Raw genomic sequence first — 19,312 nt, 5'->3', positions numbered from 1 at the left:
CGGCGTCGTGCGACGCCAGCGTGCAACGGTCGTATGTCGTCGAGCGGCGGGATCAGGCCAGCTCGTCCGGGCCGACACGCACGACGACCTTGCCGAAATTCTTGCCCGCGAGCAAGCCGATCAGCGCTTGCGGCGCGTCGGCGAGATCGGGAACGACGTCCTCGAGCGTCTTCACCTTGCCCTGCGCGACCCACTCGCTCATGTCCTTCAGGAACGACGCATAGCCGGTTGCATAGTGATCGAGAATGATGAAACCCTGCACGCGGATACGCTTGCGCAGGATCGCGCCCATCAACGCCGGCACGCGGTCACGGCCGGTCGACAGCGCGTTGTCGTCGTAGGCCGCGTCGTTGTAATGCGCAATGATCCCGCAGACGGGCACGCGCGCATGGTCGTTCAGCAGCGGCCATACTGCGTCGAACACCGCGCCGCCGACGTTCTCGAAATAGACGTCGATGCCGTTCGGGCACGCGTCCTTCAGCTTCGCGGCAAACGCCGGATCGTGGTGGTCGACGCATGCGTCGAAGCCGAGTGTGCCGGTCACGTACGCGCACTTGTCGGCGCCGCCCGCGACGCCGACCACGCGGCAACCCTTCAGCTTGGCGATCTGGCCGACCACCGCGCCGACCGCGCCGCTCGCGGCCGCGACGACCACGGTTTCACCGGCCTTCGGTTCGCCGATCTTCAGCAGTCCCGTGTACGCGGTGAAGCCCGGCATGCCGAGCACGCCGAGCGCGTACGACGGGTGCGCGAAGTCGCGGCCGAGCGGGATCAGGTCGCGTCCGTCGGACAGCGCGTAGTCCTGCCAGCCGGCCCCGGCGACGACGAGATCGCCTTCGCGAAACGCCGGCAGGTTCGATGACACCACGCGGCTGACCGTGCCGCCGACCATCGGCTGGCCCAGTTCGGCCGGCGGCGCATAGGACGGCGCGTCGCTCATCCGGCCGCGCATGTACGGGTCGAGCGACAACCAGACGGTGCGCAGCAGCACCTGGCCGGGGCCGGGTACCGGCACGTCAGCGGTTTCGGCGCGGAAGTTGTCCGGCGTCGGTGCGCCGACCGGGCGCGAATTCAGGACGATCTGGCGGTTTGCGGTCTTGCTTTGCGGCATGTGAGCCTCCGTCAACAGGAATGAACGTGCGTCGTGGGCACGATCGGATCAGGGATGGACCAGCAGGAAGTGCGCGCCCGCGGCGGCATCGACGGGCGGGCCGGTGCGGTCGCAAGCAGGCGGTTGGAACGATCGGGACAGCGTAACGCGGTGTGGAGCGTTCGGCGTGAAGCGTTCGTCATGAATGATTGAGTAGACCAGTCGTCTAGAGTTGGGGTAAAAACAAGGCGCGCCCCTGCGCGCCCGGATTACGACTGTGCTCCGTCATGCGTGGCCGGCGGCAGGTTCAGCATGCGCCGCGTTTCGGCCATCGCCCTTTCGAGCGGTTTGCGGTCGCGGTGAATCTTCTCCAGCAGCGTCGCGCCCAGCCACAGCTCGTACAGGATCGCGGCGGTGTACGACGGATCGTCGACGCCGCTCAGCGAACCGTCGGCGAGCCCCGCCTCGATGCCGCCGGCGAGCCGCTCGATGATCTGGCTGGTGCCGCGCCGCAGTACCGCGCGCATCGCTTCCGACAGATCCGACACTTCCGCGCCGAGCTTCACCGCGAGGCACTTGCCTTCCGGATCGTCCGCGCATTGCGTGTGCAGCCAGTTGCCCCAGTACGTCATCAGGCGCTCGGCGCCCGTGCCGGCCTGCTGCTTGAGCAGGTTGTCGAGATGCGCGAGATAGCCTTCGAAATACGATTCGAGCAGCGCTTCGCCGAATGCCTCTTTCGAGCCGAAGTAATGATAGAACGAGCCCTTCGGGATGCCCGCCGCGGCGAGAATCTCGTTCAGACCGACCGCCGAAAACCCCTTGTGGAGCATGATCGGCTTCGCGATGTTCAGGATGTGCTGGCGGACTTCGGCGCCTGAAGATGCATTCATGATGGCGTATGGTAGCAACGATTAGACCGGTCGTCTAGTAACGTCGAACCGGCATGTTGAGCGGCACTTTACCCGATCCCGGTCGCGCGCCCAACGCCAGGTCGGCGCGGCTCTCGCCTGCTCGTGCCGGCTGCGCGCCGCGCGTCATATCGGCGACTCGGTTTCGTTGTCAGCGCGGCGCTTCGTCGGCGCGTTTTCGCGTCCGCGCCCGCCGCTCGCTGCGTTCGGCGGCCGGGACGGTCTTGACGCCGCGCAACGGTGGCCGGCGCATGAGCGCCGCCATCTCGCGCCTCAACGCCTCGAGTTCGCGGCTGCGCGCCGCGCCGGTCGCCAGTGCGCCGTCGAGCTGCCCCTGGAGCACGCCGCAGCGATGCAGCGCGTCGCCGAGTCGGGCCTGTAGCGCGGCCGTGTCCTTCCGCTGCTGCGCATCGCGCTGTTCCGCGCGCGATGTCGCCGCGTCGAGTTCCTTTTGCAAGCGCGCGGCCGCGAGCCGCTCGCGGTCGATTTCCTGAAGCGCCCGCTTCTCCGATGCGCGCAGGCGCTCCTCGGTGCGGCCCGCGTCGTCGCGCAACCGGTCGAGCTGGGTGGTGAAATCCGCGCGAGCCTCGGCGAGGGCGCGGTCGGCCTCCGCGTTGTCGGCCTTCAGGCGTTCGATCTCCGCTTTTAGCGCTTGGTGAGAGGCGTCGTCCGCCGCCCTCGCCTGCTCGAGTTCCTGAATGCGGACCTGCGCGGCCAGCAGCGCGGCCGTGCGTTGCTCCAGCGCGGTTTCGGTGCGGGCCAGTTCGGCCTGCAGCGTCGCGACTTCCGTTTGCGCCGCCGCCCGCTCGGCCTCGACTTCCGCGCGCAGCGCATCGAGTGCTGCGGCCGCGTCGGTACTCGACCGGTTCCACAGCGCCGCGACCAGTTCGCCGGCCGCTGCCTGCAGATCGGCCGGCAGGTCCGGATGCTCGATGCGCACCCGGCTCTTTTCCCGCAGTTCGGCCCAGAACTCGCCGAGGACAGCCGTCGGCGTGCTCATGCTGCCCTTGCGAACGAGCTGGTACAGGCGGTTCGCCGTCGGCGTGATGCCGAAGCGGAAGAACAGCAGCGCGCAGGCTTCGCGGTACAGCTCGCGCGTTTTCGGAAAGTCGGCCTTGAGGCGCTCGATTTCGGCGGTCAGGCGGGATTCGTCGGCGGCGAGATCGGGCATGGCGGGCTCTTAGGGAATTTCGTCAATAATATAACGTAAACCGTTAAATATTCAATCAATCGAATGAAGAGATTTGACATTATTTATATAATGTCGAGATAAAAGATTCCCGGTCTGATATCGGCCCTTCGCCCTGTGCTGTTGGCCGCCTCGCCTTCGCCCAGCTTGGTGCCGAGCAACAACGCCGCTGCAACCGCCTCGAAAAACGTCAACATTGCGCGATTCGAAGCGGGCCACTTTGCTTTGCTTGGCCGGGGCAACGATGGAAAAACGGATGGCCGGCGCTGGCGAATACCTGGTGGTGCGGGTGATGCGCACGCCGTCGCATGCGACGCGGCCGGCCAGATCACGCAGGGTGCGTTGCCCGCGGCGGCTTTGGCGACGGGATTGCCGAACGGTGGGATAACGGCTGGATGACGGGCATCGCGAATCACGTGACGTGCGATGCGGCCGGCGTATCGTACGAAGCACGCGGAATTCGACGTGATCCCGGACGATGCGTCCGACGCCGGTTATGGCCGCGCCGTACTGCGCGCCGCGACATTCGCCGACGAAGCCGCACTGTCGCACTGGACGCGGAGCACCATGCGAGACCGACCAAACCAGCGCGCGCGCTGGCGGCCAGAAGCGCGACGTGTCACGGCAGCGGCCTTCAACGGTCCGACGCGGGCTCCGTGAAGAAATCGAGCAACTGACGCGTCAGGAAGGCCGGATACGAGTGCGCGGATGTCGCCCGCCATCGCGGCTTTGTCGTAGCCGCCGAGCGGCTTGTCGGATTCGCCCGCGCCGCGGTAGTCGACCGCGACGACCCGATATCCCTCTTGCGCCAGCACCGGCATCACGTGACGCCACGTGTACCAGGTTTGCGGCCAGCCGTGCAGCAGGACCACCAGCTCGCCGTCGTCCGGGCCGCCGGTCACGTAATGGAGGCGGACGTCATCGACCTGCGCGTAGCGTCGGCTGAAGCGTCGATCGAAACCGGCCGGCAGGCCGGGCGCCGGCATCCCTGACATCGATGGTTCATTTTGCATGGGTCGTCATCCGTTGCTGTGTCGGTCGCTCAGGCTCTCGACCTGTTTCACGCCCCGCAGCAGCCATGGCCGAAGTTGCCTCGTGAGGAGCGGCATGATGATCCAGGTCAGCGATGAGGTCAGCAGCGCTGAGCTGAGCGCGAGTTGGACAGGACGCTCCAACGCTGGCAGGAGCGCATTCAGTAGGTACGTGATCGACAGCAGGACCGGGTAGACGGCCAGCCACGTCACGAGAAACGTTTTCCACTTCGGTGTAGCGGGCTTGCCGGCGATCGCGAACCACGCATCCATGCCGACCGCGGCGTCGCGATGTTCGTCCGATATCTCGTCGCCCTTCGCAATCAGCTTTCGCCGTTCCCCGGAAGACACCCACGCATGCAGGTGCGCCGGCGAGTCGAAGCGGTAAATCAGGTAGTTGATGCCGCTCGAATCGCTCAGGCGAACGTTTCCGAGGTGCCCCGGGTAACGCCGCGCCGCCGCGTCGATCTCGCGCGCCCAGTGATCGAATTGCCTTTCCCGCCCCGGATGAACAACGCGACTGACGACGATCGTGCTTGATTCACGCATCGTGCCGGACGGGAAAAGGCGTTGGCTGTCGTGGGGGTCGCCTCAGAAAACGGAAAATAAAGCACGCTAAGCCGGTTGCAGCGGTCGTAGCGGCCTGAACTTGCCCGCGCCGATCTTGGCGCTGCTGCGCCAGAGGTAATCGCCGGTGAGGTTGATGTGCTCCCAACCGAGCGGCGACAGGTACTGCAACAGCGCGTCATCAACGGCATGGCCGTTGCCACGCAGCGCGTGCGCAGCCCGTTCCAGATAGACCGTGTTCCACAACACGACGGCAGCCGTTACCAGATTGAGGCCGCTAGCCCGGTAGCGCTGCTGCTCGAAACTGCGGTCGCGGATTTCACCCAGGCGGTTGAAAAACACTGCCCTGGCCAGCGCATTGCGCGCCTCGCCCTTGTTCAGGCCGGCATGCACGCGGCGGCGCAGTTCCACGCTTTGCAGCCAGTCCAGGATGAACAGCGTGCGCTCGATGCGGCCCAGCTCGCGGAGCGCCACGGCCAGGCCGTTCTGGCGTGGGTAGCTGCCGAGCTTTCGGAGCATCAGGGAGGCCGTCACCGTGCCCTGCTTGATCGAGGTGGCCAGCCGCAGGATTTCGTCCCAATGGGCGCGGACGTGCTTGATGTTGAGCGTGCCGCCGATCATGGGTTTCAGCGCGTCATAGGCGGCGTCGCCCTTCGGGATGTAGAGCTTGGTGTCGCCCAGGTCGCGGATGCGCGGCGCGAAGCGGAAGCCCAGGAGGTGCATCAGGGCGAAGACGTGATCGGTGAAGCCCGCCGTGTCGGTGTAATGCTCCTCGATCCGCAAGTCGGACTCGTGGTACAGCAGGCCGTCGAGCACGTAGGTCGAATCGCGCACGCCGACGTTCACGACCTTGGTGTGAAATGGCGCGTACTGGTCAGAAATGTGGGTGTAGAACGTCCGCCCTGGGCTGCTCCCGTATTTCGGGTTGATGTGGCCGGTGCTCTCGGCCTTGCTGCCGGTGCGGAAGTTCTGGCCGTCCGACGATGAGGTGGTGCCGTCGCCCCAGTGCTCGGCGAAGGGATGGCGGAACTGTGCGTTGACCAGATCGGCCAGCGCCGCCCCGTAGGTTTCGTCGCGGATGTGCCAGGCTTGCAGCCAAGCCAGCTTGGCGTAGGTCGTGCCGGGGCAAGACTCCGCCATCTTGGTCAGGCCCAGGTTGATCGCGTCGGCGAGGATCGTGGTCAGCAACAGGTTCTTGTCTTTGGCCGGGTCGCCCGATTTCAGATGCGCGAAATGCCGAGTGAAGCCCGTCCATTCGTCCACCTCCAGCAGCAGTTCGGTGATCTTGACGTGCGGCAGGATCATTGCCGTCTGGTCGATCAGCGCTTGGGCGGTGTCGGGTACCGCCGCGTCGAGCGGCGTGATCTTCAAGCCTGACTCGGTGATGATGGCGTCCGGCAGCTCGTTGGCCGTCGCCATACGGTTGACGGTGGCAAGCTGTGTTTCCAGCAGCGTCAGCCGGTCGTTCAGGTACCGGTTGCAGTCGGTGGCCACGGCCAGCGGCAATTCGCTGGCCTGCTTGAGGCTGGCGAATTTCGCGGGCGGCACCAGGTAGTCCTCGAAGTCCTTGAACTGGCGCGACCCCTGCACCCAGATGTCGCCGGAACGCAACGCGTTCTTCATCTCCGACAGCGCGCACAGTTCGTAGTAGCGCCGGTCGATGCCGGTGTCGATCATGACCAGCTTCTGCCAGCGCGGCTTGATGAACTCGGTCGGCGCGTCGGCGGGCACCTTGCGGGCGTTGTCGCTGTTCATGCCGCGCAGCACCTCGATGGCGTCGAGCACGTCCTTCGCGGCGGGAGCGGCCCGCAGCTTGAGCACGGCAAGGAATTCCGGCGCGTAGCGGCGCAGCGTGGCGTAGCTTTCGCCGATGCGGTGCAGGAAATCGAAGTCCTCGGGCTGCGCAAGCTTCTGCGCTTCGGTGACGCTCTCGGCGAAGGCATCCCAGGACATGACGGCCTCGATGGCGGCGAACGGATCGCGGCCCGCCTGCTTGGCCTCGATCAGCGCCTGGCCGATGCGGCCGAACAGCCGCACCTTGGCGTTGATCGCCTTGCCGGACGCCTGGAATTGCTGCTGATGCTTGTTCTTGGCGGCGTTGAACAGCTTGCCCAGGATGCGGTCGTGCAGGTCGATGATTTCGTCGGTGACGGTGGCCATGCCCTCGATGGCAAGCGCCACCAGGGTGGCATAGCGTCGCTGCGCCTCGAACTTGGCCAGGTCGGCGGGCGTCATCTGGCCACCCTCACGGGCGATCTTGAGCAGGCGGTTCTGGTGCACCGACCGCTCGATGCCAGAAGGCAGGTCGAGCGCCTGCCACGCTTTGAGGCGTTCGATGTGTTCCAGCATGTGCCGCGAATTCGGTTTGACGGGCGATTGGCGCAGCCAGGCCAGCCAGGTCGTTTTGCCGTTGTCCCGACGCTTGAGCAGATCGTCGAGGCGGCGGCGATGCGCGTCCGACAGCGGTTCGGCCAAGGCATCGTAGATGCGCCGGTTGGCGCGGGTGATTGCTTCGGCGCTCGCCCGCTCGACGGCGTTGAGGGCAGGCAGAATGACCGACTGCTGCCGCAGGTGCTCGATCAAGGTGCTGGCCAGCACGATGCCCTTGTCGGTCTGCAAGGCCATCTCGGTCAGCAACTGGACGGCCTGCCGGTAGTGGCCCATGGTAAAGGGCTGGAAGCCGAACACCGTTTGCAGTTCGACCAGGTGCTCGCGCCGGGTCTGCTCCCGCTGCCCGTATTCGTCCCAGCTTTCGACGCTGACCTTGAGCTGGTCGGCGACCAGTTTCAACAAGGGCGGAAACGGCGGCTCATCGACGCCCAGGATGACACCAGGAAAGCGCAGGTAACAGAGCTGCACGGCGAAGCCCAGCCGGTTGGCCGGGCCGCGCCGCTGCCGGATGATGGAGAGGTCGGTTTCGCTGAACGTGTAGTGACGGATCAACTCATCCTTGGTGTCCGGCAACGCCAGCAGGCTTTCGCGCTCGGCGGCGGACAGGATTGAACGACGTGGCATATTTACTGATCCGTTCTCAAGTATTGATACAGGGTTTCGCGACTGATTCCGAATTCACGAGCCAGCTTGGTCTTTTGCTCGCCAGCCTCGACACGTTGGCGCAGTTCGGCAATACGCTCAGACGACAGGGATTTCTTCCTGCCACGGTAGGCCCCGCGCTGCTTGGCGAGCGCGATGCCCTCGCGCTGCCGCTCGCGGATCAAGGCGCGTTCGAACTCGGCGAACGCGCCCATTACCGACAGCATCAGGTTCGCCATCGGCGAGTCCTCGCCGGTGAAGGTCAAATGCTCCTTAAGGAACTCGATGCGTACGCCGCGCTGGGTGAGGCCCTGCACCAGGCGGCGCAGGTCGTCGAGGTTGCGCGCCAGACGATCCATGCTGTGCACCACGACCGTGTCGCCTTCGCGCACGAAGGCGAGCAGCCGTTCCAGTTCGGGCCGCCGTGTGTCCTTGCCCGACGCCTTGTCGGTGAACACTTTATCCACCTGGATCTGTTCGAGCTGCCGTTCTGGGTTCTGGTCGAAGCTGCTGACGCGGACGTAACCGATGCGCTGACCGTGCAAGGTATCCTCCTGAGGGAAATGTGTCAGGAAGAAATCTATGACCCTTGACGGCGTATGTCAATCAATTCGGAAGGCAACTCTATTCTGACGATTTAGCGCCGGATGGTCTGACGCCAAGTTAGGGTATGCCTCAATCTGACGGTAGCGAGTCGCAGGCGTTCGGATCGGCATCGGTTTCGTTCCCTGTCTTGGCACGCGCTTCGAAGCGTTGATAACACTCCAACCCGCAGAAGTGCTCGACGTATTCCGCGCCTTCCGGGGTGAAGGCGGCATCGAGCGGGATTTCCTTGCAGCACACGCAGCAACTGGTGGTGGTCGAGTCACTTGCATTCATGGTGGCACCCCTCCATTGACTGACGAAGACGGCGAATGCCGCCGCCGGCATTGGCTTCGCGAACAGGAAGCCTTGTCCTGTGTCGCAGTCCGCTTGTCGCAATAGATCAAGACTCGCCGATGTTTCCACGCCTTCAGCCACCACATCCATGCCCAGCCCGTGCGCAAGCTGAATCACGGTGTGCACGATGGTTTGGTCGCGGCGGTCGTTGGCGAGCCCGGCGACAAACGATTGGTCGATCTTGAGCGTGCTGATTGGGCAGCACTTCAGATGTTGCAGACAGGAATACCCCGTCCCGAAGTCATCGGCGGCGAAGCGCACACCGATCTGCCGCAAGGCGTCCAGGGCGGGGAAGATCGCCGGATCACCAAACGCGACCGATTCGGTCAGCTCGATTTCGAGATACTCGGCGGGCAACTCGGCATCAGCCAGCACGCCCTTTACCCACCCGTCGAAGTCCGGTCCCACTTGGCTCGCCGAAACATTGACGGCCAGCCGGAACGGTCGCCATGCCAGCATTCGCCAGTCACGCATCTGGCGGCAGGCTTCGCCCAGCACCCAAGCGCCGATTTCAGGCATCAGGCCGGACGATTCGACCACGGGCAGGAACTGGCCCGGTGGCAATAGTCCAAGCGTCGGATGACGCCAGCGCAACAGGGCTTCCGCGCCGACAATCCCACCACTGCGCAGATCGACGACGGGCTGGTAGTGCAGTTCAAGCTGCCCGCGCTCGACCGCTTGGGCCAGTTCCGGCGTCGTCCATCCATCCGGCCGGAAAGCGCTCATTCTCTTTCCCTGAATGCCCGCAACGCCCGCGACAGGGACAGAAGGAACAGGCCGGTCAAACCGAGCGCCGCGATGACCCAATGCTCGCCGAGGAAAGCACCGGCGGTTGTGCCGGCCAGCACGACAGCGAGGATGGGCAGGTGGCAGGGGCAAGTCAGCACAGCCAGTCCGCCCCACAGGTAGCCGGTGATCGGTTTGTGCGTCTCGGACGGCAAGCGCTCGGGGTTGTTCATGGCAGACTCTCCGCGTGCTGTGCCGGCTCGGTCGGCAGGGTGGCCAACTGCACTTCCAGATCGGCCAACGCTTCGCGCCGACGCTCGACGAACTGACGCAGCAGGGCAAGCTGCGCGGCCGCTTCGTCGCCGTCCGCCGCATCCAGCGCCCGGCACAGCCGCGCCAGCGCGTCGAGGCCGATGCCCGCCTCGAAGGCCGCCCGCACGAAGCACAGCCGTTGCAAGGCGGCGTCATCGAACAAGCCGTAGCCGCCTGGTGTGCACGCCACCGGGCGCAGCAATCCGCGCAGCAGGTAGTCGCGCACGATATGCACGCTCACCCCGGCATCAAGAGCCAGCCGGGACACCGTGTAGGCGTTCATTGAACACCTCCTTTTTCTCACCCGGCGCAGCAGGAAAGCTGCTTCACATCCTTGTTGAAGGTCTGCGCCGCGAGCTTCAACCCCTCGACCATCGTCAGGTAGGGGAACAACTGGTCGGCCAGTTCCTGCACCGTCATGCGGTTGCGAATGGCCAGAGCCGCCGTCTGGATCAGTTCACCCGCTTCCGGCGCGACCGCCTGTACGCCGATCAGCCGATGGCTGCCTTCCTCGATAACCAACTTGATGAAGCCGCGTGTGTCGAAGTTGGCGAGCGCACGCGGCACGTTGTCCAAGGTCAAGGTGCGGCTGTCGGTCTCGATCCCGTCGTGGTGGGCTTCCGCCTCGCTGTAGCCCACGGTCGCCACTTGCGGATCGGTGAACACCACGGCCGGCATTGCGGTCAGGTCGAGCGCCGCATCGCCGCCGGTCATGTTGATCGCGGCACGGGTGCCGGCCGCTGCCGCCACATAGACGAACTGCGGCTGGTCGGTGCAGTCGCCGGCCGCGTAGATGTTCGGGTTGCTCGTGCGCATGCCTTGGTCGATGACGATGGCACCTTGCGCATTGACAGTGACCCCCGCTGCGTCCAGCGCGAGGCTGCGCGTGTTCGGTGTCCGACCGGTGGCAACCAGCAGTTTGTCGGCGCGCAATTCACCGTGCGTGGTGGTCAGCACGAATTCACCGTCCATATGGGCGACCTGGCTGGCTTGCGTGTGCTCCAGCACCTCGATGCCCTCGGCACGGAAAGCGGCTGTCACCGCCTCGCCGATGGCCGGGTCTTCACGGAAGAACAAGGTATTGCGCGCCAGGACCGTGACCTTGCTGCCCAGCCGGGCAAAGGCTTGCGCCAGCTCCAGCGCCACCACCGACGAGCCGATTACGGCAAGGCGTTCGGGAATGGTGTCGCTCGCCAGGGCCTCGGTGGAAGTCCAGTAGGGTGACTCTTTCAAGCCCGGAATCGGCGGGACCGCCGGGCTGGCACCCGTGGCGACCAGGCAGCGGTCGAACATCACGACGCGCTCGCCACCCTCGTTCAAACGGACGGTAAGGCTCTGGTCGTCCTTGAAGCGCGCCTCACCGTGCACAACGGTGATGGCCGGATTACCGCCCAGGATGCCTTCGTACTTGGCGTGCCGCAGTTCGTCGACGCGGGCCTGCTGCTGGGCCAGCAGCTTACTGCGGTCAATCGTAGGCACAGTTGCCGCAATACCGCCATCGAACGGGCTTTCCCGGCGCAGATGGGCGATGTGGGCGGCGCGGATCATGATCTTGGACGGCACACAGCCGACATTGACGCAGGTGCCGCCGATGGTGCCGCGCTCGATCAGCGTGACCTGCGCGCCTTGCTCGACGGCCTTCAGCGCCGCCGCCATCGCGGCTCCACCGCTGCCAATGACCGCTACCTGCACCGGGGGCTCGTTGCCACTGTGCTTTTCGGCGGCGGCCATCCATCCCCGCACCTTGTCGAGCAGTCCGACGCGGTTGTCCGCCAGTGGCGCATCGGCTAGCGTTGCCTTGTAGCCCAGTCCGGCCACGGCGGCAGTCAGCGCGTCCGGCGATGTGCCCGGCACGATGGCGAGTTGCGCTGTGCCCTTCGGATAGGACACCAGCGCCGACTGCACGCCTGGCACTTTTTCCAGCGCTTCCTTGACGTGCGCCGCGCACGAGTCGCAAGTCATGCCGGTGATTTTTAGATGGGTCATGCAACAGATCCTTTATCGTTTGTGGCGCCAGACAATGACGTCCGTTGTGCTGCGGTGCCGTTTTCAGTGACTCACTGCTTGACGCTGGACGGATAGCCCGCGTCTGCGGTTGCCTTGGTCAGCTTCTGCACGCTGGTCTTGGCATCGTCGAAGGTGACGACCGCTTGGCGTGTCTCGAAAGTCACGTCAACTTTGCTGACGCCTTCGACCTTGGAAATCGCCTTCTTGACAGTGATCGGGCAGGCGGAGCAGGTCATGCCCGGTACGGACAGCGTGACGGTCTGGGTGGCGGCCCAGACGGGGGCAACAACGGCGGCGAGGGCGAGGGAGGCAAACAGTTTCTTCATGGTGAACTCCGATCAGTAGAAAAATGGCATGACGTAGGGAAATCCGAGCGCGACCAGAACCAGCGCGGCCACGATCCAGAAAATGAGCTTGTAAGTAGCTCGCACTTGGGGAATCGCGCAGACCTCACCCGGTTTGCAGGCCGCTGCCTGCCGGTAGATGCGCCGCCAGGCGAAGAACAACGCCACCAGCGCCACGCCGATAAAGATGGGGCGATAGGGTTCCAACACCGCCAAGTTGCCGATCCAAGCGCCGCTGAACCCCAAGGCGATCAGAACCAACGGCCCGAGGCAGCAAGCCGAGGCGAGGATGGCGGCAAGCCCTCCAGTGAAGAGCGCGCCGCGCCCGGTTTTTGGTTCAGACATGCGCTTGTCCTTTCGAATTGAAATTGGATAGCGTAACCTTACTTCCGTACTCATGTACGGAGTCAAGCGATATGGAAAACAATTTGGAGAACCTGACCATTGGCGTTTTCGCCAAGGCGGCCGGGGTCAATGTGGAGACCATCCGTTTCTATCAGCGCAAGGGCTTGTTGCTGGAGCCTGACAAGCCCTATGGCAGCATCCGCCGCTATGGCGAGGCGGATGTAACGCGGGTGCGCTTCGTGAAATCAGCCCAGCGGCTGGGCTTCAGCCTGGATGAGATCGCCGAGCTGCTGCGGCTGGAGGATGGCACCCATTGCGAGGAAGCCAGCAGTCTGGCCGAGCACAAGCTCAAGGACGTGCGCGAGAAAATGGCTGACCTGGCGCGCATGGAGGCCGTGCTGTCTGAGTTGGTGTGCGCCTGCCATGCGCGAAGGGGGAACGTTTCCTGCCCGCTGATCGCGTCACTACAGGGTGGAGCAAGCTTGGCAGGTTCGGCTATGCCTTAGCGTGCTTTATTTTCCGTTTTCTGAGACGACCCCTCGTGCATCGGCTGCTGAAGCGAGTGGGCAATGCGTTTCGTCGCCTGATGGTGTCCGATGGCCGAGGAACTCCCCCGATACGCCATCTGGGCGAACCTGCCGGGCTGTCGCGAAAGCAAACCACGGTCCTGACCGCACGCCGGCAGCGTCGCTCATCGCGCTTTGGTACGCCATTGTGCGGCTTGCGTCGATGGGGCCGCGGAGTCATGCTATGCCGCTGAATTCGCTATCGAACGAACGTGCGCTGTAATTTTTTCAGCGCGATCGAAAGCGGTAAGCGCAGCGGGTTACCGGCCGGCGGATCGCCGTGCGCCGGATCCTGTCCCGGCGCCGTGGTTTCGTCTGTCATTTGCGTGCCACCGTAGGCCGGTAACGTCCGAACTCGTCCCGATTCCGACAAGCGATCCGCCATGCAGCGCCCGTCGCGCGCCACGCCCCACGTTTACGCAGCCACGTCCCGCGCCCTCGCCGTCAGCCTCGCGATCAACCTGCTGCTGCTCGCCGTCGAGACGGCGGCGGCATGGTCCGCGCATTCATCGGGGCTGCTCGCGGACGTCGCGCACGCCGCGATCGACTTGGCGGCCGATGCGCTGATCCTCGTCGCCTGCCGGCTCGACGCGCGCCTGCCGCCGGCACGTCGGCCGACCTACGAGCCGCTCGCGCTCGCGGGCCTCGGTGCGTTGCTGGCCGTAACCGGCGCGCAGATGATCTGGCATGCGCTGACCCGGTTCGATACGCCGTCCGTCGTGCAGCCGGGCGCGACCGCGCTCGCGCTGGTTGCCGTCACGCTCGCCGGCAAGGCCGTGCTGTCGTACTGGATGCTGCGCAAGGCACGCGAGACCGGCTCCGCGCTGCTCGAGGCAAGCGGCTGGCACGTGCGGACCGATGCGCTGTCGTCGTTGCTCGCGGCGCTCGCGATGAGTGCGGCGCTGGTCGGCTTCGGCCGGCTGGACGATCTGGCCGCGCTCGCGATCGGCGCGCTCGTGATTCGCACGGGTGTCGGATTCATCCGGCGCGGCTGTGCGCAGTGGCCGGCACTGGCCGATTGGGCGAATCGCTCGACGCGCGGGTCGTGAACGGGGGAAGCGGAGCCGCTCGTTGATGCTCCGAGACGTCTGATCGACGGCACGGAAAGAAAGAAGAGGCTCGCACCCCGCGAGCGTCTTTTGCGTGATGTCGCCATCGCCATGTAGTGCGTGACGCATCGATGCTGCTACCTCTCCGAACGACGCGACACTCCCGAGCAGAATCCACACGAGCGCCGCCGAGCAAAGGCCATGGCATACATGCATGGGACAGTTTTGCGCGATCGAGTATCGGGACGTCTTGCATGGCGTGCCACGACGCACACGTATGCTTCGCGGGCGTCGTGCGCGACAACCGCAGGCGGGATGATCGATCGGGTTCCGCGTAACAGGCTATTGTTTGTTTTTTGTTAATACAGCCTATGGTTTGTATTTTGACGATACATGCCATAGACTGTATTTTCCGATTACAAACGATCACCTGTCATCTCGCGGAGCGCCCGATGGCCTTTCCTGTCCAGACCCTGACCCAGTTGCGTCCGATCCTCGTCGGCTTCCGCAAATCCGCGGGGCTCACGCAGGCGCAACTGGCCGCTCGCCTCGGCATCACCCAGCAATCTTATGCTCAGCTCGAAGCCAACCCGTCGGCGGTCAGCATCGAACGGCTTTTCAAGGTGATGAACGCGCTTGGCGTTCGCATGACGCTCAGCCTCGACGAGCGGGATGCACCGGCGGAAGCGGCCGATTCGGCTTCCGTTGCCGAACCGGTGGCGCGCCGCAAGCCGGTCGCGAGCAAGCGCGGCACCACGGCCGCCAAAACCCTGACCGGCACCGCCGTCGGCGCGGCGAGGAGGCGCCCGACAGCGACGACTCGGACCACGCCACGCGTCTCGAAGCGGGAGGACTGGTGACGATGGTCGCACGCGCCCGCAGCGACCGGCTCGACCTGTGGATGAACGGCATTCCTGTCGGCTACTGGGAAATCCGGCGCGGGGTCGAGCGTCTCGTCTACCTGCCGGACTGGCTCGATGATCCCCAGGGCCGACCACTGTCATTGTCGCTCCCCTTCACGCCCGGCAACCAGCCGCACCAGGGTGCGATCGTGGCCGACTACTTCGACAACCTGCTGCCGGACAGCGAGTCGATCCGTCGCCGCATCGCGCAGCGTTACCGGCTCCGATCGACAGCGCCGTTCGAATTGCTCGCGTCGATCGGCCGCGATTGCGTCGGCGCGATCCAAATGCTGCCGCCCGACGAGACCCCGGTCGATCTCGAGGCAATCGAAGGCGCGCCGCTCGACGACGCAGCCGTTGCCAATGTGCTGCGCCACGCGACCGCCACGCCACTGCCCGGCAGCGGAGAACCGGACGGCGACCTGCGCCTGTCGATTGCCGGCGCGCAGGAAAAGACCGCGCTGCTGCGTCAGCGCAACCGCTGGCTGCGGCCGTCGGGCAGCACGCCGACGACCCACATCTTCAAGCTGCCGCTCGGGCGCGTCGGCAACATGCAGGCCGACATGCGCACGTCCGTCGAAAACGAATGGTTGTGCTCGAAGCTCGTCGCTGCGTACGGCCTGTCGGTCGCGCCGTGCGAAATCGGCCGGTTCGACGATCAGAAGGCACTCATCGTCGAGCGCTTCGACCGTCGCCCGTCGCGCGACGGCTCGTGGATCCTGCGGCTGCCGCAGGAGGACATGTGTCAGGCGACCGGCACGCCGTCGGGGGCGAAATACGAAACGGACGGCGGCCCCGGCATCGAGACGATCATGGGCATCCTCGCGAATTCGGCCGACGCTTCGCGCGACCGGATGAATTTCTTTGTCGCACAGCTTGTATTCTGGGTGTTGGCGGCGATCGACGGCCACGCGAAGAACTTCAGCATCGCGCACCTGCCCGGTAATGCGTATCGCAGCACGCCGCTGTACGACGTGCTGTCCGCGCATCCGATCATCGGTACGCGCCGCAACCAGATTCCGCCGCGCCGCGCCCGCCTGGCGATGGCCGTCTGCGGGAAGAACCGGCACTACGTGATCGGTGAAATCCAGCCGCGCCACTGGATCGCACAGGGCCGCCGTGTCGGCCTGACCGAAGACGACGTGCGGGCCGCGATGGCGGCCGTCTCAGCACGGACGGAGCCCGCGATTGCCGAAGCCGCCGCGCAGATCCCGCCGGACTTTCCCGCGGACGTGGCAGACGCGATCTTCGCGGGCATGCGTCGGCAAAGCCGCAAACTCGCGGCGGCCGATCCGGCGTGATGAATCGACCGGCCGCGACGGGCTTCGGTCTTCGCTGCAGTACTTCGGCCCTCGGTCGACGGGCAGCCCTGACAGGACCGAAGCAGTTACGTCGTCGCAGATACGGACATCGAACGCCCCGCGCCGAACCGCCTGCCGGCTGCCGGCGCAGATCGTTCACCCGGCGTCGCGCGCGCGGGCGAGTGCCGCGAGGTTGCCCTCGCCGAACCCGTGGTGCCCCTTGCGCTGCACGATCTCGAAGAAGATCTCGCCGGGACGGCGTTTGACGAAGGTCTGGAAGAACAGCCTCGGCACGCCGTCGCTGCCGATCTCGCCGTCGACCAGCACCGCGCGGCGGCGCAGCGCGTCGAGATCGACGCCATGCGCGGGCAGCCGCGCATCGACGTCGTCGTAATAACGTGCAGGCGGCTCGATGAACTCGACGCCGTTCGCGCGCAGGGCATCGACGCACGACAGGATGTCGTCGGTGGCCAATGCGACGTGCTGCACGCCCTCGCCCGGATGGTCGGGCAGGTACGCATGCATCAGGTCGGTACGCCGCGTGCCTTCCTCGTAGACCGGAATCCGGACCGCGCCGCACGGCGACACCATTACGCGCGATTCCTCCGACACATGCCAGTGCGCGTCGATCTGGTGGATCTCGCGAAAATGCAGCAAGTCGTGGTAGAAATCCAGCCACTCCTGCATCCGTCCCGCGCCGACCGTTTGCGTGAAGTGGTCGACCTGCTGCAGGCCGACGCCCGCGCAGTCGAGATCGGTATGCGCGGTCGCGATGTCGATCGGTCGGAAATCGATGTCGAAGATGGAGATCTCGCCGACGCCGCCGCGTTGGCCGTCCCGCCCGCGCCAGCGGTCGACGAAATACAGGTGCGAATCGCCGATGCCCTGGATGGCAGGGATCTTCAACTCGCCGACGCCGACCTTTTCGCCTTCGAACGCCCATGCTCCGAGCTGGATCGCGCGTTCGAACGCGCGCCGGGCATTCGCCACCCGCAGCCCGATCGCGCAGACGCCCATCCCGTACTCCTCCGCATAGCGCGCGGCGAACGAATCGGGTTCGGCGTTGATCAGGAAATGCATCTGCCCCTGCCGGTACAACGTGACGTTCTTGCTGACGTGCCGCGCGATCGCCTTGAACCCGAGCTGCTCGAAGCGTTGCGCGAGCGCGTCCGGCACGGGCGCCGCGAATTCGACGAATTCGAGGCCGGCCATCCCGAGCGGATTGGCGGCCGGATCGGCGACGGGCGGCGTATCGCTGGACAAGGGGTGGGAATTGCCGGGCATTCCAGTCTCCGGGGGCATGCGGTCGATGGGGAATCGGGCCTGTCGCGTGCGGCATGCGCGGCCGATGTGGCGGCCTTGCCTCCGCCCCGAACGGGCGAGTTGTCGATGCTGCAGATTTTAACCAGATCGTTCACGGCGGCACACCCCGGCCGAACGGGATATCGTCGCACCGCCTAGTGCAAACCCGGAAAGCGTTCGATAATCGCACGGATTTGAACGATAATCGCGCACTTTATCCGATTGGCCAATTGCCGCCACGCAGTCCGCGCCCTATTCTCCGTTCACCCATCGACTTCAATGCAGCATCGGACGCGGCCCCGCCACGATCCACGATGCGCCGTGCCAGGAGACATCGCCATGACCCCCACCTTCGACACCCTCGACGCCGCCGCCGGCGCCCGTGCGCGCAGCCAGGCCCGCAAGGCCGCGATCGGCAGCTTCGTCGGCGCCGTCGTCGACTGGTACGACTTCCTGCTGTACGGGATCGTCGCCGCGCTGGTGTTCAATTCCGAGTTTTTCCCGAAAGTCAGTCCGACGATGGGCACGCTCGCGGCGTTCGCCACCTTCGGCGTCGGCTTCCTGTTCCGGCCGCTCGGCGGCATCGTGTTCGGTCACTACGGCGACCGGCTCGGCCGCAAGCGGATGCTCGTGCTGACCGTGATGCTGATGGGGCTGTCGACGGTCGCGATCGGCCTGCTGCCGGCGTTCTCGACGATCGGCTGGTGGGCGCCCGTGCTGCTGGTGCTGATGCGCGCGATCCAGGGTTTCGCGGTCGGCGGCGAATGGGGCGGCGCGGCGCTGATGGCGGTCGAGAGCGCGCCGAAGCAGAAGAAGGCGTTCTACAGCAGCGGCGTGCAGGTCGGCTACGGCGTCGGGCTCGTGCTGGCCACCGGCATCGTCTCGATCCTGAGCCATACGCTCGGCGAGGCCGCATTCAAGTCGTGGGGCTGGCGCCTGCCGTTCGTGTTCAGCATCGTGCTGGTGCTGATCGGGCTGTGGGTGCGCAAGAACATGGACGAATCGCAGGAGTTCGTCGAGAAGGTCGAGCACGGCAACCGCAAGCTGCGCCTGCCGGTGCTGGAAGCGTTGACGCGCCACCCGAAGGCGTTCCTGCTGATCGTCGCGCTGCGGCTCGCCGAGCTGTTCACGATGTACATCGTCACCGCGTTCGCGCTCAGCTATTCGACGACGAACCTCGGCATGTCGCGCGACCTGTTCCTGAACATCGGCCTGCTGGTGGGCGCGGTGAGCTGCGTGACGATCCCCTGCTTCGCGTGGCTGGCCGATCGCTACGGCCTGCGCCGTATCTACCTGATTGGCGCGCTGATCGGTCTTGCGTCGGCGGTGCCGTTCTTCGTCGCACTGGAAGCGAGGTCGATCGCGTGGATCGTGATCTTCTCGATCCTGTTGGCGAACGCCGCGCACGACATGGTCGTGAGCGTCCAGCAGCCGTTGTTCACCGAGCTGTTCGGCGCCGAATACCGCTACAGCGGCGCGGGTGTCGGCTACCAGTTCGCGAGCGTCGTCGGCGGCGGGTTCACGCCGTTCATCGCGGTCGGCCTCGTCAGCGTGGCCGGCGGTTCGTGGCACCTCGTCGCCGGCTACCTGGCGGTCGGTTGCCTGATCTCGCTGGTGGTCGCCGCGCGGATGCGGGCGGCGCGATGAGGTAATGTGCGCGTGGCCGGCCCGAGTCGCGGCCGGCCATTTCTCCATGCCGGA

At 65.4% G+C, this 19,312-nt stretch carries 21 protein-coding genes; 6 read left to right on the top strand and 15 right to left on the bottom strand.

Annotation, left to right across the window (positions count from 1 at the left end; all coding sequences use genetic code 11):
• Positions 1-52: 52 nt before the first annotated feature.
• On the bottom strand, positions 53-1,111 hold the full coding sequence (locus tag SY91_RS20440) for an NADP-dependent oxidoreductase (RefSeq protein ID WP_023476016.1): 1,059 nt from the start codon (positions 1,109-1,111) through the stop codon (positions 53-55).
• A 54-nt stretch (positions 1,112-1,165) separates the two neighbouring features.
• Here SY91_RS20440 and SY91_RS20435 point away from each other — a divergent pair, with 54 nt between their 5' ends.
• Positions 1,166-1,303, top strand: coding sequence for a hypothetical protein (locus SY91_RS20435; protein ID WP_162595461.1), 138 nt, complete (start codon positions 1,166-1,168; stop codon positions 1,301-1,303).
• A gap of 56 nt (positions 1,304-1,359) precedes the next feature.
• Here SY91_RS20435 and SY91_RS20430 read toward each other — a convergent pair whose 3' ends face one another.
• The 13 genes from SY91_RS20430 to merT all read right to left on the bottom strand — a co-directional run bounded on the left by SY91_RS20430 (position 1,360) and on the right by merT (position 12,491).
• Complete coding sequence (locus SY91_RS20430) at positions 1,360-1,980, bottom strand: TetR/AcrR family transcriptional regulator (protein ID WP_006479022.1); 621 nt, start codon at positions 1,978-1,980, stop codon at positions 1,360-1,362.
• 169 nt (positions 1,981-2,149) lie between these two features.
• Complete coding sequence (locus SY91_RS20425; RefSeq protein WP_006479023.1) at positions 2,150-3,169, bottom strand: DNA-binding protein; 1,020 nt, start codon at positions 3,167-3,169, stop codon at positions 2,150-2,152.
• Between the two features lie 83 nt (positions 3,170-3,252).
• A complete protein-coding gene (locus SY91_RS35105) occupies positions 3,253-3,384 on the bottom strand; it encodes a hypothetical protein (RefSeq protein ID WP_023476017.1) in 132 nt (43 codons plus the stop codon).
• Positions 3,385-3,681: 297 nt separating this feature from the next.
• Positions 3,682-4,200, bottom strand: a complete 519-nt coding sequence (locus SY91_RS35100) for an alpha/beta fold hydrolase (RefSeq protein ID WP_260632478.1) — start codon at positions 4,198-4,200, stop codon at positions 3,682-3,684.
• A gap of 6 nt (positions 4,201-4,206) precedes the next feature.
• Positions 4,207-4,767 carry a membrane protein gene (locus tag SY91_RS20415; protein ID WP_023476019.1) on the bottom strand — a complete coding sequence of 187 codons (561 nt, stop codon included), beginning with the start codon at positions 4,765-4,767 and terminating at the stop codon, positions 4,207-4,209.
• A gap of 66 nt (positions 4,768-4,833) precedes the next feature.
• Entirely contained in the window at positions 4,834-7,800 is a 2,967-nt protein-coding gene (locus SY91_RS20410; protein WP_023478010.1) for a Tn3 family transposase, read from the bottom strand.
• Positions 7,801-7,802: 2 nt separating this feature from the next.
• The gene (locus tag SY91_RS20405) at positions 7,803-8,363 is read right to left on the bottom strand and encodes a recombinase family protein (RefSeq protein WP_003124096.1); all 561 of its coding nucleotides are present in this window, start codon (positions 8,361-8,363) and stop codon (positions 7,803-7,805) included.
• Between the two features lie 130 nt (positions 8,364-8,493).
• Positions 8,494-9,483 carry a DUF3330 domain-containing protein gene (locus tag SY91_RS20400; RefSeq protein ID WP_003132006.1) on the bottom strand — a complete coding sequence of 330 codons (990 nt, stop codon included), beginning with the start codon at positions 9,481-9,483 and terminating at the stop codon, positions 8,494-8,496.
• Positions 9,480-9,716 (bottom strand): broad-spectrum mercury transporter MerE, encoded by a 237-nt coding sequence (gene merE / locus SY91_RS20395; RefSeq protein WP_003132004.1) that lies wholly within the window; start codon positions 9,714-9,716, stop codon positions 9,480-9,482. The genes SY91_RS20400 and merE overlap by 4 nt, the downstream gene beginning before the upstream one ends.
• Entirely contained in the window at positions 9,713-10,078 is a 366-nt protein-coding gene (gene merD, locus SY91_RS20390; protein WP_000995360.1) for a mercury resistance co-regulator MerD, read from the bottom strand. Before merD ends, merE begins: the two co-directional genes overlap by 4 nt.
• Positions 10,079-10,095: 17 nt before the next feature.
• Positions 10,096-11,781 (bottom strand): mercury(II) reductase, encoded by a 1,686-nt coding sequence (gene merA / locus SY91_RS20385; protein ID WP_003156770.1) that lies wholly within the window; start codon positions 11,779-11,781, stop codon positions 10,096-10,098.
• 71 nt (positions 11,782-11,852) lie between these two features.
• Positions 11,853-12,128, bottom strand: a complete 276-nt coding sequence (gene merP, locus SY91_RS20380; protein WP_003131987.1) for a mercury resistance system periplasmic binding protein MerP — start codon at positions 12,126-12,128, stop codon at positions 11,853-11,855.
• A 12-nt stretch (positions 12,129-12,140) separates the two neighbouring features.
• Entirely contained in the window at positions 12,141-12,491 is a 351-nt protein-coding gene (merT, locus tag SY91_RS20375; protein ID WP_003131974.1) for a mercuric ion transporter MerT, read from the bottom strand.
• A 71-nt stretch (positions 12,492-12,562) separates the two neighbouring features.
• On the opposite strand from merT, the gene SY91_RS20370 reads away from it, so the two are divergent.
• The 4 genes from SY91_RS20370 (at position 12,563) to SY91_RS20355 (ending at position 16,309) form a co-directional block, all read left to right on the top strand.
• On the top strand, positions 12,563-12,997 hold the full coding sequence (locus tag SY91_RS20370) for a mercury resistance transcriptional regulator MerR (protein ID WP_003131969.1): 435 nt from the start codon (positions 12,563-12,565) through the stop codon (positions 12,995-12,997).
• A gap of 443 nt (positions 12,998-13,440) precedes the next feature.
• Positions 13,441-14,106 (top strand): cation diffusion facilitator family transporter, encoded by a 666-nt coding sequence (locus SY91_RS20365; protein WP_023477871.1) that lies wholly within the window; start codon positions 13,441-13,443, stop codon positions 14,104-14,106.
• A 452-nt stretch (positions 14,107-14,558) separates the two neighbouring features.
• A complete protein-coding gene (locus SY91_RS20360; RefSeq protein ID WP_023477872.1) occupies positions 14,559-14,966 on the top strand; it encodes a helix-turn-helix domain-containing protein in 408 nt (135 codons plus the stop codon).
• Positions 14,967-14,968: 2 nt separating this feature from the next.
• A complete protein-coding gene (locus tag SY91_RS20355) occupies positions 14,969-16,309 on the top strand; it encodes a type II toxin-antitoxin system HipA family toxin (RefSeq protein WP_023477873.1) in 1,341 nt (446 codons plus the stop codon).
• Between the two features lie 156 nt (positions 16,310-16,465).
• Here SY91_RS20355 and SY91_RS20350 read toward each other — a convergent pair whose 3' ends face one another.
• Positions 16,466-17,593 (bottom strand): 4-hydroxyphenylpyruvate dioxygenase family protein, encoded by a 1,128-nt coding sequence (locus SY91_RS20350; protein ID WP_023477874.1) that lies wholly within the window; start codon positions 17,591-17,593, stop codon positions 16,466-16,468.
• Positions 17,594-17,950: 357 nt separating this feature from the next.
• Here SY91_RS20350 and shiA point away from each other — a divergent pair, with 357 nt between their 5' ends.
• Positions 17,951-19,258 carry a shikimate transporter gene (gene shiA, locus SY91_RS20345; protein WP_011547704.1) on the top strand — a complete coding sequence of 436 codons (1,308 nt, stop codon included), beginning with the start codon at positions 17,951-17,953 and terminating at the stop codon, positions 19,256-19,258.
• Positions 19,259-19,312 lie beyond the last annotated feature (54 nt).

The organism is Burkholderia cenocepacia (assembly GCF_014211915.1).
In the GTDB taxonomy this organism is placed as follows: domain Bacteria; phylum Pseudomonadota; class Gammaproteobacteria; order Burkholderiales; family Burkholderiaceae; genus Burkholderia; species Burkholderia orbicola.
The sequence above is the reverse complement of the archived record's forward strand: the minus strand, read 5'-3'. Positions and strand labels throughout refer to the sequence as shown.

What these genes read in the sequence shown, in the direction of transcription:
- SY91_RS20440 (WP_023476016.1), bottom strand. Translation starts at nt 1,111, where the DNA reads ATGCCGCAAAGCAAGACCGCAAACCGCCAGATCGTCCTGAATTCGCGC.
- SY91_RS20435 (WP_162595461.1), top strand. Translation starts at nt 1,166, where the DNA reads ATGGACCAGCAGGAAGTGCGCGCCCGCGGCGGCATCGACGGGCGGGCC.
- SY91_RS20430 (WP_006479022.1), bottom strand. Translation starts at nt 1,980, where the DNA reads ATGAATGCATCTTCAGGCGCCGAAGTCCGCCAGCACATCCTGAACATC.
- SY91_RS20425 (WP_006479023.1), bottom strand. Translation starts at nt 3,169, where the DNA reads ATGCCCGATCTCGCCGCCGACGAATCCCGCCTGACCGCCGAAATCGAG.
- SY91_RS35105 (WP_023476017.1), bottom strand. Translation starts at nt 3,384, where the DNA reads ATGTTGACGTTTTTCGAGGCGGTTGCAGCGGCGTTGTTGCTCGGCACC.
- SY91_RS35100 (WP_260632478.1), bottom strand. Translation starts at nt 4,200, where the DNA reads ATGCAAAATGAACCATCGATGTCAGGGATGCCGGCGCCCGGCCTGCCG.
- SY91_RS20415 (WP_023476019.1), bottom strand. Translation starts at nt 4,767, where the DNA reads ATGCGTGAATCAAGCACGATCGTCGTCAGTCGCGTTGTTCATCCGGGG.
- SY91_RS20410 (WP_023478010.1), bottom strand. Translation starts at nt 7,800, where the DNA reads ATGCCACGTCGTTCAATCCTGTCCGCCGCCGAGCGCGAAAGCCTGCTG.
- SY91_RS20400 (WP_003132006.1), bottom strand. Translation starts at nt 9,483, where the DNA reads ATGAGCGCTTTCCGGCCGGATGGATGGACGACGCCGGAACTGGCCCAA.
- merE (WP_003132004.1), bottom strand. Translation starts at nt 9,716, where the DNA reads ATGAACAACCCCGAGCGCTTGCCGTCCGAGACGCACAAACCGATCACC.
- merD (WP_000995360.1), bottom strand. Translation starts at nt 10,078, where the DNA reads ATGAACGCCTACACGGTGTCCCGGCTGGCTCTTGATGCCGGGGTGAGC.
- merA (WP_003156770.1), bottom strand. Translation starts at nt 11,781, where the DNA reads ATGACCCATCTAAAAATCACCGGCATGACTTGCGACTCGTGCGCGGCG.
- merP (WP_003131987.1), bottom strand. Translation starts at nt 12,128, where the DNA reads ATGAAGAAACTGTTTGCCTCCCTCGCCCTCGCCGCCGTTGTTGCCCCC.
- merT (WP_003131974.1), bottom strand. Translation starts at nt 12,491, where the DNA reads ATGTCTGAACCAAAAACCGGGCGCGGCGCGCTCTTCACTGGAGGGCTT.
- SY91_RS20370 (WP_003131969.1), top strand. Translation starts at nt 12,563, where the DNA reads ATGGAAAACAATTTGGAGAACCTGACCATTGGCGTTTTCGCCAAGGCG.
- SY91_RS20365 (WP_023477871.1), top strand. Translation starts at nt 13,441, where the DNA reads ATGCAGCGCCCGTCGCGCGCCACGCCCCACGTTTACGCAGCCACGTCC.
- SY91_RS20360 (WP_023477872.1), top strand. Translation starts at nt 14,559, where the DNA reads ATGGCCTTTCCTGTCCAGACCCTGACCCAGTTGCGTCCGATCCTCGTC.
- SY91_RS20355 (WP_023477873.1), top strand. Translation starts at nt 14,969, where the DNA reads ATGGTCGCACGCGCCCGCAGCGACCGGCTCGACCTGTGGATGAACGGC.
- SY91_RS20350 (WP_023477874.1), bottom strand. Translation starts at nt 17,593, where the DNA reads ATGCCCGGCAATTCCCACCCCTTGTCCAGCGATACGCCGCCCGTCGCC.
- shiA (WP_011547704.1), top strand. Translation starts at nt 17,951, where the DNA reads ATGACCCCCACCTTCGACACCCTCGACGCCGCCGCCGGCGCCCGTGCG.